Below are 11,910 nucleotides of genomic sequence, written 5' to 3' on the forward strand. Positions count from 1 at the left end.
GGGGAGATGAGGGAGCAGGGGGAGATGAGGGAGCAGGAGGAGATGAGGGAGCAGGGGGAGATGAGGGAGCAGGGGGAGATGAGGGAGCAGGAGGAGATGAGGGAGCAGGGGGAGATGAGGGAGCAGGGGGAGATGAGGGAGCAGGGGGCAAGGGGAGTTTTTGAGGTGGGGATTCTGTCGAGATATCAGAGTGGGGACTGGTGTTAACGGTTACTCGATTGATTGGGAGTAATTCTACCAAGCCCTTGACTAGAACAGAATTTAATTGATTACCTACGGAAACTAGCTTTTGTGTAGTGGCATTATATAAATCAAATTCACTATGATCGCGAAAAATATTATCACCTGGATCTTCGCTATTACCTAAATCTGGGACTGCATTGCCATTGACTAATAAACCACCTTGGGTATTGTTAATAATCAGATTTTGACGAAGCAGAGGTTGGGCGTTGCGAGAAAGTGCGATCGCTGTGCGATTTTCTGATAATTTGTTATTAGCGATCGTCGGCGCAGCAAAGTCACTAATTGCTATGCCTAAAGGGTTTCTTTGAAATACATTCTGCAGTACTTCTCCCTGGCTATGACCTGCCATCACTAACCCGCTAGCAGTATTTTGCACAAATATGTTATCTAAAATTGCGGGTTTGGCAGTACCAGTGGTAAACACACCTTCTCGTCCACAGTGACTCAGAGTATTGTTACTTAAAGTAGGTGCAGCCGATTCAATCCAGATACCAGTACCTTTAGCTGAGGGATTGGTGACAGTTACACCTAAAATACTGGCATTATCTACCAAGAGTAGCGTAATATTTTGTATACCAAAACTGGGACTTTGATACTCACCACTCCCAGAAATTACAATTCCTGCACCTTTGTTAGCTTCATCACCCACCACTGTCACTCCTCCAGGGATGATTAGTGGAAATACCTCACCACTAGCAGCGTTGTAAGTCCCCGACTCCAGATGAATTATCGTCAGGATTTTGGTTACTTTTAAAGCACGGGTGAGGCTTTTAAACGGACTCAACCGTGAACCAGTATTAGTATCATTCCCTGTCATAGGGTTGACATAGAGTGTGACAACGAGGGTAGAGTTCACCATTGATAGTTGAAAGTCAATTGTTTTAATTATGACAATCGTAAATAACAATACTTGTAGCAAACTTTTTTACAGTAATATCCTTGTGTATAGAAAATATATCCACCTGACTTTTCCTGACAAGCAGATCGTGTGTACACATATAGCAAGGGACTGGGAACTAGGGACTGGGGACTGGGTGAAAAGTCTTTTTGTGTCTAAGTTTTATCATCTGTTGATGTCCTAATCACCAAGGCTTGTGCTATGAGTTATAGACTCTTGTGCAACATTCCAAATTTTCATCTCAATCGCATTGTCAGCCGCAACAATCGCATTGTCAGCCGAAACAATCGCATTGTCAGCCGCAACAATCGCATTGTCAGCCGAAACAATCGCATTGTCAGCCGCAACAATCGCATTGTCAGCCAAACAATCGCATTGTCAGTCAAAACAATGGCATTGTCAGTCAAAACAATGCCATTGCAACTCCAAAAGACTTGTGTGTAAAGTGTAGCGCCTGTAGGAAGGAGATTAAGGGGAGATCCCATCGCCCTTAGTGCTTCCCCAAGTCGAGCATCTGGCGTGTGGGGTTCTGCGGGTTTAATTAAGTAATCAAACAAACATAATACAGCCTATATCAGGTAAATGAAGTACACGCATAGGGAACATGGCTCATTGGTGTCAACTTAACGTAAATAGGACTTACGCAAAACATAACGAAAGTAGCGGTAATTCATGAATTACCGCTACGCAATAATCAGGTTTTCAGGCACATCTTGCGTAAGTCCTGGTAAAAACCAGTCTAGACATAGCTTTGAGAGATTGTCCTGTTTGGGTTAATATATTAGACATCTGGTGAAATGACGCAGGCACAATTCATGAATTGTGCCTACCAAGGATTTCGGGCAACGCAGAATTAATTTTCACTCCTATGTCTATTAAGTTAGCAACCCAGAAACCATGCTCTGTATAGAAACGAGATTAAACATTCTCATCAAGAATAGTTCCTTCTATATTGGCTCCATCCAAATTGGCTCCGCTCAAATTTGTCTGGCTCAAATCTGCTTGAGTGAGATTTGCCTGGGATAAGTCAGCTACAGTTAAATCTGCACCACTTAAATCCGCTCCATCTAGATTCGCTGCTATCAAGTTTGCTTCCTGCAAATCCGCCTCACTCAATTTAGTTTCAATCAATTTAGCAACCGTCAAATCAGCGTGACTCAAATTAGCTCCATCTAAAATTGCTCCATCTAAAATTGCTCCATCCAAAATAGCTTTGCTTAAGTTGCTATTACTGAGATCCGCATTGCTCAAATCTGCTCCATTTAAGTCCGCTTCAATCAAACTGGCGTGGGTTAAATTAGCGTGACTCAGATTAGCTCCATCTAAAATTGCTCGATCTAAAATTACGCCACTGAGATCGGCTTCCCTTAAGTTGGCCTCGCTCAAGTTGACACTAGTAAAGTCTCTGACACCTGCGGCATAGTTTTTCAGGAGTTGATCTGCTTTCATATCTGTCACTGGGCTAAGGAACGTTTAACTAATTCGTAATACTCGCCAAAGGCGAGAAGCAAGCTACGTAATTCGTAATTCGTAATTTTTGAGTGTAATTGCCTTTTATATATACGTGGCTTTATTTCAGTTTGGGTCTAAATAAGAGTCTGAAACAGTCTTTATTACGAATTACGTTAGCGCAGCAGTAGCGAGTCTGCAAGCGTCATTATCAATTACGAATAATTTTGAACTATCTAGACAGTAAATCCCCAGTACGCGCCACGGAGGATTACGGTGATGAATCAAACTAGAGTAAACATTGAATCACCTTTATCTAGATTAGCTATTCTTAATTACTGGCGCTACTACCTAGAGTTGTGAGTTAATTTCATACTTGAGATGGATGTTGCTCGCTTTAAAAATTTAAGCATTAGTGCAAAGCGATCGCTATACTCAATAGTTCATGTTTCCCCACCAACCACTACATCTCGAATTCGGAGGCTAGGGCCACCACAACCTACTGACAAGCCATTTTGCCCTCCCTTACCACAACCGCCAGATTCATCCCAGTAAAAATCATTACCAAGTGCCTCAATATCCGCTAAAGTTTGGAATACATTTCCTGAAAGCGTCACATCCCGGACAGGTTCAGCAATTTTGCCGTTTCTAATCATCCACGCTTCCCCAGCACTAAAGGTGAACATTTCCCCATTCGTCATCCCACCCAACCAATTACGAGCATAAACTCCTTCTTTGATATCGGTGAATAAGTCTGCGACTGGTGTTTTACCCCGTTCAATCCAGGTATTTGTCATCCGCACAATGGGAGTAAAGTGATAGTTGAGACAGCGGGCGTTACCCGTAGGCGCTTCCTCCAATTTGCCAGCAGTTTCACGAGAATGTAAACGTCCCACTAAAACTCCATCTTTAATTAGTTGAGTAGTAGTGGCAGGTGTACCTTCATCATCATAAAAATAGCTACCGCGATGTCCCTCTGGAGCCGCACCATCAAAAATTTGCAGTTCTTCTGGGCCAAACCGCCGTCCGATGGTCATAACTTCCAGCAGATCGGGGTTTTCGTAAGCCATATCAGCCTCAGAAAGATGTCCGAAGGCTTCGTGGACGAATAAACCCGTGAGTATTGGGTCAATGACCACAGTGTAAGTATTACCTTTGACTGGTGGTAGAGATAAAGCGGCGATCGCTCTTTGGGCTGCACCTTTTACCTGTTCATCCAAACCAGTTAAATCTTCGTAAGCTTTGCGAGAGCCAGTAGTTTCCCGTCCAGTTTGTACGGTTTCGCCATTTCTGGCGGTGGCGGCAAAGCGCATTTCCATATCCACCCAAGATTGCTCGATTAAAGTACCTTCGGAAGTAGCAATGATCACTTTTTGGGCGCTGTCACCATAACGCACCGAGGTAGTGGTAATTCGGCGATCAACGCTTTTAAGCAATTGGGCATAGCGATCGCACAATTGTTTTTTCTGGGAGAGTGGGATATTTCGGGGGTCAGTACCTTTTAGGGGTAGAATGCATACTGCTTGCACCGGGTCAATGGGTGCAAGTAAAGTTTCTTCATCACCAACCATCCGCGCAGCTGCGATCGCTTCTTCTATGCGATCCTTGATTGTCGCCAGTTGGTTAAAGCAGCTCAACCCCCATCCGCCTTTATAACAAGCGCAAATATGTCCACCAATGGAGATACCAACGCTTAGGGTTTCTACCTTGTCACCACGCAACAAGATATCAGTCCCTTCTGCTTCTTCAAGGCGAATCATCAGATAATCTACACGCCCACAGTAGCGGGCGATCAGGTCAGAAAGTAAATTTTGTGCGTCAGCAAGTGTAGTCGGCATTTCCAATTAGTAACAATGACTAACTGCATTTATTTTGCAATTATTTGGGGAATTTCTGCTAATCATTATTATGAGGAGATTGCGTACTATAGGACTCATATTTGATTGCGTGAAAAAAATCAGTACACCTTTATTCCTTCTTCCCAGTCCCCAGTCCCTAGTCTCTACGAGTAATTCACCGAATCAAATCGGATTGCTATAGGGGAAATGAGGAAGTGGAAAATCCGTCATAATTAATAATTAGCGATACTTCCAAAATCATTATAAATTTGTTTGAGTTACTGCTGTTCTGTATCAATCAGAATTTCCAGGGGTAACTAATTAGAAAATAAGTCAAAAATATTCTTAATAATAAGCTTTACCAATCAATGCCAGTAAAAAGCCCTCAAGCAAAGATGAGGGCTAGGCAGTTTTTTTGCTAGAGATATCAGCTCAATTCCTTCTAAGCACGAGCACGCGTAATCTGAGTAGTATCAAAGTCTTGTAGCCGAGTCATATTTCCACTGTTCTTATCAACACTATACACAGCATTAGGTGTCTCATATCTCATAGCTCCAAAAGCAAGGAGTTGACCTGTTGCAGAGCAAACTAAGCTTTGTAAGCCATTATTCCATGCTCGACCATTAACTTTCAGTTGTCCTAATCTGATGGGCTTTTTTTGATTTGGATCTACCTGCACCAAGGTTGTATCACCATACTCACCAACTATAGAGGTATAAAGTATTCCATCTGGGCACTCAGCTAAATTGCTAACCCGCTCATCGTCCAGGAATTTAATCTTACTAATAGGACTTATCTCTCCTGTTTGAAGGTTAATATCTACCAATCTGATCGGTGGTGTACCGTTCTTCTTACCTACTAGGCCAATGAGTCGCCCATCATTAGTACCTAGCAAGCTCCCAAGCTGTTGATTTTGTTTAAGTCCTGAGACTATCAAAGTTTTTGCAGGTGTACTCAAAAATGTAATGCGAGTAGGTGTCGCCTGTCTCCGACTAAGCGCAACTGGAGTAATGGCTACAATAAGTGTGCCATCGCTTAAAGAGGTAAAACCACTCAATATCTCATTAGGCTCTAATAGAGGTGTACTTTTATCCATAAGTACCTGAGCCTTTCCTGTAACTAAGGATTGCAAAACTAGACCTACAGGCTTAATATCTGTGCGAATACCTGTGCTTACACTGTTTAGGGCAGTGTTCTCTACTAATTCAGTGGTGTTTACCTCTGTAACAGCCGTTTGGTCAGTAATAACCATCGGGCTAGAACCTATACCGACAATATTTACACTTGGTGTTTCTGCCAAGGCTTTTTTGGTTAGATAACTAAGTCCAGATACTACAGTTCCAGCAAGTGCCAACTGTCCAAACTGTCGACGTGATAGCTTGTAATTCATATTTTCCTTCCTAGAATTAATGACTTTTATCAAACAGAATTCAGGAGTCAGAATTCAGAATTAATTTTCTACGACTGGCGGATAGCGCAGCGTAAAGCCTTCTCTTCTCTTTCAGAGACGCTAACGCGAACGAGAGGCAACGCCTTCGGCATAGCTTCGCTTAGAGCGAGTCCGCGAGCGTCTGAATAACCGGCGTTTTTGCACCCCCACTAAATCTATAATTTAGTGGTGCAACAATCGAGTGGCGGGTTTGAATCCCCCACGAGAGTGATTCTGACTCCTTGGCGGAGCGTCTCCGGCTCGGCTCCTGAATTCTGACTTTTGAATTCTTCTTCAATAGGTAGCAGTGCGAACATAAACAGATAAGGCTAATATATTTGCATCCAGGTTGCTACTGAGGGTGTTCCATTGTTGTCACTAATAAAAAGCATGTACCAGCCTGGGGGTGCGATGTTTCGATTGTTTACTACCGTGGCCTTAAGAGAAGTAGCGTTTCTAGAAATAATGGGTGCATCCACTAACCTTTGTTCTGTATCGCAAGAATGAGTAGTTGCCATTGGTCTAATCAGACTAACCCATTTAATATTCGCAGCCTGGGGTGTCTGAATCGTAAATTGCTGCCCGTAGGTCACTATTTGAGGAGCGCTCTGAATAACTGGTCGCGATCGCGACATATACGCAGGACTGTAGATTTCTAATCGCAGTTCATTGACCCTCCGTTGAGGGTTCCCCCCAGCTGTGACGACCCTACCATCTGGTAACAGCAAGGCTATCGAGTGATATACGCGGGGGACATTTTGTTTAGCTACTACTGTCCAGGTATTTGTAGCTGGATTGTAGATTTCTGCTGGCAGCATTGATTGTGTTGTGTCCTCATTCATTTTGCTACCATTGCAAACAAACACTGTGCGATCGGGCAACAAAACTGCGCTGTGATGCATTCGGGCATAGTTTAAAGACTTTGCTGCTACGTAAGTTGGATTACTAGCTTTTAAATCGACAATATTTACCCTCTTTGTTGCTGTCTTACCACTACCTCCACCGAGAATCATCACCTTTTGATCTTGTGCAGGTGGTAAAAGCAGACTAGCAGCTTGATCGCCAAAAGCTATGTCTTGCAGCCCTGTCACCACTGTTTCTGTAATGGATTGTGTAAATGTCTCTGGCAGGGTTAATATCCTTGGTGTGACTCCAGTGCCACCCATCTGAGCACCTGAATAAAAAATTTTTCCACTACTTAGTAGAAATAGATGCGCGTATGCTGGTAAAGGACTAGTTGTTGGAAAAGCGTTCCAACCATTTGCAAAGAAAGCAGAATAAATTTCTGGTTGTCTATTGAGCTTGCCATCTTTATCCGGCCCAGACACTGCTAAGACTCGACCGCTGCCTAGTGTTAACACAGTAGGATACCAGCGACCATTATTCATTGATAGTATCTTGATCCATTTCTCAGCAATCGGATCAAACATCAGAGCATAGGGTGAACCATAAAATGGGTCATAGCGCAAAGTTCCACCTGCAACCAGTAACAGACCATCAGAGCGGAAGGAGTGACCAGCGCAAAAAATGTCCATAGGTTGATTGTTACTATCCAATGGAGGTGCTTGACGGGAAAAGGTTCCCTTGTTTAGATCCCAGACCACACTGTCATAGGGAGTATTTAACCGATTGGGATCGTTACCTGAGCCACAGAAAAAGAATATCTTACCAGTACGAAGTAGAGCGGCATGTATAGGTAGGATTGGAGCACTGTAGGACAATACTTGCCATTTATCTGTAGCAGTAGCCAGAGCAATCGAAGTCCCTAAATCTGTTTCCTCTTGAAGGTTAGTCTTGTTATTAGGTTGAGTCACTTTATTTACAATTATTTACTACGTGAACTTGATTTTTTGTACTTTATTTTATTAGGTTATTTCTGAATTTATATCTATACTTCTTTAGACTTATTTAGCGTTAAGATATGATGTATTTTATAATAAGGAAATGTAAAATCAGCTTTAGAATATAGTAATTGCGCTGTCAATCATCCATTCTGTAAAGCATCTAATTAAGCCTGAAATACATTGCTACTATCAATAATACTACATCTCGTTGATAAACTTTTTTCATATTTTATTTTCTCACAAAAGAAAATAAAAGTTTTTGGTTTTGCGGCCTCAATTTGTGAAAATCGAAAATCTCTACTCACTTTTGGATAATCAGATAAATTAATAAAAAGCTTGTATAGTAAGGGTTTGGTAGGTTCCAATTAGCAACATTAATTTGTGAATGTATATTAATCAAGAATAATTATCCAAGACCATCTGTATGCCTACAACTATTTAATGTGGCGGATTACTTCGGCAACTGACCAAGCTTGAGCGATCGCTCCTCTGGGTATGTGAGGTGAATCGCCATCAAAAATCTCCGAAATAGAACCAAGACAAGCGTCAAAGAAAAAGTGATCTAGCAAGGGTTGCCAATCAAAAGGCAGCGATTGTTGTGGATAAAAACGTTGCCAAGCCCGAATATATGGCCCAATCAGCCAAGTCCAAACAGTGCCTTGGTGATAAGCGCGATCGCGTTGCTGTTGATTACCTTCATATTTTCCTTTATATTCGGGATCTGCTGGATCGAGACTGCGAAGACCATAAGGTGTGAGCAAGCTGGTAGTTGCCAAATCTAATATCTGACACCCTTGCTGTTCAGAAAACCCACAATGGTGTAGCGACAGCGCCAAAACGGCATTCGGACGAATTTGAAAATTCCGGCGATCGTCCGGCTCAATAGTATCGTACAGATAACCTAGCTGAGGATTCCAGAACTTTTGCAGTGAGGTTTTCACGTGTTGTGCTTGGTTAGCATAACGTTGTGCTTGCTTAGTGAGACGTACTGATGAGCCATACTCCATTTGGCTCAAGCGCTCTGCCCACTGACTCAGCCAACATAAAGCAGAATACCACAGCGCATTGATTTCTACTGGCTTTCCGTAACGGGGAGTGACAGGATATGACTCAATTACCACATCCATCCAGGTGAGAGCTACACCACGAGCATCCCAACTAACTAGCCCATCAGTAGCATCGACCTGGATATTGAAATGTGTACCACCGACAAATGCTTTGTAGATTTGCTGTACTACAGGGAATTGCTCTGCCAAAAAATCCCAGTCTTGGGTAGCTTCTAAATAAAGTCCTAAAGTTTCAATCCACCACAATGCCGCATCAATACTGTTATAAATTGGTTCGCCATTGACATCAGGAAATGCATTCACAATCAAACCGTGGCGACAATAATGCCCAAAAGTTCGCAATACCCCTTTTGCTAGGTCAAAGCGCTGTGGAACTAGTGCCAACCCTGGTAAAGCGATTAATGTATCGCGTCCCCAATCATTAAACCAGTGATAACCAGCAATGACCGTGGGGCCTGCAATTGAGGCTCGATAGACGATAAACTGATCGCTTGCTTTGAGTAGTTGTTGCCAGATTGGGAATTGGGCATTGGGGAGCCAGTGCGTTGGGCGGCTTTGCCGACTTGAAGCAACTGGCGTCATTGGGCATTGGGGAGCCAGTGCGTTGGGCGGCTTTGCCGACTTGAAGCAACTGGCGTCATTGGGCACAAGAGGCAGAGGGGCAGAGGAGCAGAGGGGCAGAGGGGAAAAACTTACTGCTACTTCTCCTCTGCTCCCCTGCTCCCCTGCTCCCCTACCTTCCTCTCTCCATCCAAAAATCTGTGAGAGCCTTTCTTGCTCTGCCTCCAAAGTTTCTGTGAAGGTTTTGAGGGTGAGAACACTTGGTACTGAGTCGGGAAAACCGACTCGTGCTTCTAAAGTTACCGTATCTCCTGGTTGAAGTGTGACTATCAAGTAACCAGGACTGTGGAGGTCTTCCTTGTCGCCTAATCCCCGTTTTGTCTCCTCAGACAGTCTATAATCCCAATACCAAACTGCATCTGGTTGATAATTTCCTTGTGTCCAGCGCAAGTGCCAAGGTATGCCGAAGCGCCCAGAATTGATTGCTTGTAGACAGACTTGCTGTTGCCCTAGCAATTGTGAAAACTGTAATTCTTGACTAGCAGTCTGCTGGTGATGAAAGTCACGTTCTGCTATCAACAGTCGCAACCGTAAAATCGCTGTTTCAGTTCCCTCGTAGCGATACTGGATTAAAATTCGATGGCAAAATTGGGCATTGGGTATTGGGCATTGGTTATAAATTATTCTCCCCTGCCCCTGCTCCCCTGCCCCCTGCTCCCCTGCTCTCCTGCTCCCCTGCCCCCTTGTCCCCTTGTCCCCAATCCCCAAACCCCAATCCCCAATCCCTACCAAACCATAAGGCATCAACAATTGTCTGGTTAATTGCCAGTTATCTTGACCCCAAGTCCATTTGGGAACTGGATTAATATCAAAACGGCGTAGTTGTTCGTAGCCTGTTTGCTCAATCTGACCGTTACCCCAAACATTTGTCCCCAGTGCCACAACGCTCCCTAATATTTCTAAGCTAGCTTCTAGGTGCGAAAACAGCAGAGTCCTTCCAGAAGGTGGGTTTGTCGCGGCAAACAGCCAACCATGATAGGTGCGCGTGCGGACATCAGAAACTGTACCACTGGCAAAACTTCCCAAGCCGTTGGTAAGCAACCATTCTCTTGTATCTAAATCAGGCATTTGCTACTCAAAATCGTTATGAGTATGATATAGTCGTAACAGATCGTAATTAAACTGTGAGAGCGTGGATGGGTGAATTTTACTTGACCCAAATTCCAACGCTACTAAACCGATAAAGGAGAATTAGGTTAATGTCCCTTATTTACGGAACCGAAGGAAGCCTCCGCGTTGGTCAACAAGCTCCCGATTTCACAGCAACGGCTGTGGTAGATCAGGAATTTAAGACAATCAAACTTTCCGATTATCGCGGTAAGTATGTCGTCCTGTTTTTCTACCCACTAGACTTTACCTTTGTTTGTCCTACTGAAATCACAGCATTTAGCGATCGCTACGAAGAATTCAAGAAAATTAATACTGAAGTCCTTGGGGCTTCCGTTGACAGTGAATTCTCTCACCTCGCCTGGATTCAAACAGATCGTAAGTCTGGTGGCGTTGGCGACTTGAATTATCCTCTAGTCTCCGACATCAAGAAAGAAATTAGCGCCGCTTACAACGTTCTTGACCCAGCAGCAGGCATTGCCTTGCGTGGTCTGTTCATCATCGATAAAGATGGTATCATACAGCACGCCACCATTAACAATCTAGCTTTTGGTCGTAGCGTTGATGAAACCCTGCGGACATTACAAGCAATTCAGTATGTTCAGTCTCACCCTGACGAAGTTTGCCCAGCTGGTTGGCAACCTGGTGACAAGACAATGAATCCTGACCCAGTGAAGTCTAAAGTCTACTTCTCTGCTGTCTAAATTTCGTTTGCTACTAAACTCTAATCCAGCCTTTTGGAGTTGAAAGTGAAATCAATGAAAACCACAGATAAACAGAGATATGCATTAAACAATGTCAACCTCCGTCATATATCTGTGGTTTTTTTTTTATAAAATAGTATTTAAATAATCAGGGTTAAAAATATGCTGACTTCAACTGACTTTAGTGGCTTATTAAATGAGAGATTTTTCCGTAATTTTTTACCAGTTCCAGCTAGCAATGAACTTAGATTGGGAGTGGGAACGCCTGACTTCCAATTGCCAGATATTACCAACGGAACTTTAGTAAAATTGTCTGATTATAAAGGCAAGCAACCAGTGTTACTTGCCTTTACTCGCATATTTACCGAAAAGCAATATTGTCCTTTTTGTTTTCCTCACATTAAAGCTTTGAAGGAGAATTACGAACAATTCAAAAATCGCGGTATAGAAGTTTTAATGATTACTAGTACCGATGAACGGCAGAGTCAAATAGTTGTGAGAGATTTAGGCTTACAAATGCCTTTGTTGAGTGACCCCAGTTGTCAAGTGTTTCATACCTATCAAGTAGGACAAGCACTAGGAGCGCCTTTACCAGCACAATTTGTATTAGATAAAGAAGGAAAACTGCGCTATTGGCATTTATTCTCTTTTTTGGATCATAATGCTAGTGTTGAGACATTGTTAGAACAATTTAATTAAGTATAAGGTGT

9 protein-coding genes are annotated in these 11,910 nt (G+C 43.1%); 3 read left to right on the forward strand and 6 right to left on the reverse strand.

Annotated features, from left to right (window positions below; translation table 11 throughout):
- Positions 1–1,102, reverse strand: a 1,102-nt coding sequence (locus tag RMY63_RS09080; protein WP_322728400.1) for a DUF1565 domain-containing protein, incomplete at its 3' end; no start/stop codon positions are given.
- Between the two features lie 240 nt (positions 1,103–1,342).
- On the opposite strand from RMY63_RS09080, the gene RMY63_RS09085 reads away from it, so the two are divergent.
- Positions 1,343–1,585: a hypothetical protein gene (locus RMY63_RS09085; RefSeq protein WP_322728401.1), complete on the forward strand. Its 243-nt coding sequence runs from the start codon at positions 1,343–1,345 to the stop codon at positions 1,583–1,585.
- Between the two features lie 474 nt (positions 1,586–2,059).
- On the opposite strand, the gene RMY63_RS09090 is transcribed toward RMY63_RS09085, so the two are convergent.
- The 5 genes from RMY63_RS09090 to RMY63_RS09110 form a co-directional block, all read right to left on the reverse strand.
- On the reverse strand, positions 2,060–2,590 hold the full coding sequence (locus RMY63_RS09090) for a pentapeptide repeat-containing protein (protein ID WP_322728402.1): 531 nt from the start codon (positions 2,588–2,590) through the stop codon (positions 2,060–2,062).
- A gap of 443 nt (positions 2,591–3,033) precedes the next feature.
- Positions 3,034–4,428: a TldD/PmbA family protein gene (locus tag RMY63_RS09095; RefSeq protein ID WP_322728403.1), complete on the reverse strand. Its 1,395-nt coding sequence runs from the start codon at positions 4,426–4,428 to the stop codon at positions 3,034–3,036.
- A 442-nt stretch (positions 4,429–4,870) separates the two neighbouring features.
- Complete coding sequence (locus RMY63_RS09100) at positions 4,871–5,818, reverse strand: hypothetical protein (protein ID WP_322728404.1); 948 nt, start codon at positions 5,816–5,818, stop codon at positions 4,871–4,873.
- Positions 5,819–6,186: 368 nt separating this feature from the next.
- The gene (locus tag RMY63_RS09105) at positions 6,187–7,671 is read right to left on the reverse strand and encodes a galactose oxidase-like domain-containing protein (RefSeq protein WP_322728405.1); all 1,485 of its coding nucleotides are present in this window, start codon (positions 7,669–7,671) and stop codon (positions 6,187–6,189) included.
- Between the two features lie 464 nt (positions 7,672–8,135).
- On the reverse strand, positions 8,136–10,457 hold the full coding sequence (locus tag RMY63_RS09110; protein WP_322728406.1) for an amylo-alpha-1,6-glucosidase: 2,322 nt from the start codon (positions 10,455–10,457) through the stop codon (positions 8,136–8,138).
- Positions 10,458–10,588: 131 nt separating this feature from the next.
- On the opposite strand from RMY63_RS09110, the gene RMY63_RS09115 reads away from it, so the two are divergent.
- Together RMY63_RS09115 and RMY63_RS09120 are read left to right on the forward strand one after the other, a co-directional pair.
- On the forward strand, positions 10,589–11,200 hold the full coding sequence (locus RMY63_RS09115; protein WP_109010494.1) for a peroxiredoxin: 612 nt from the start codon (positions 10,589–10,591) through the stop codon (positions 11,198–11,200).
- Between the two features lie 162 nt (positions 11,201–11,362).
- Positions 11,363–11,899, forward strand: coding sequence for a peroxiredoxin (locus RMY63_RS09120; protein WP_322728407.1), 537 nt, complete (start codon positions 11,363–11,365; stop codon positions 11,897–11,899).
- The last annotated feature ends 11 nt before the right edge of the window (positions 11,900–11,910 follow it).

Source organism: Nostoc sp. ChiQUE01b (assembly GCF_034531255.1).
Lineage (GTDB): Bacteria > Cyanobacteriota > Cyanobacteriia > Cyanobacteriales > Nostocaceae > Nostoc.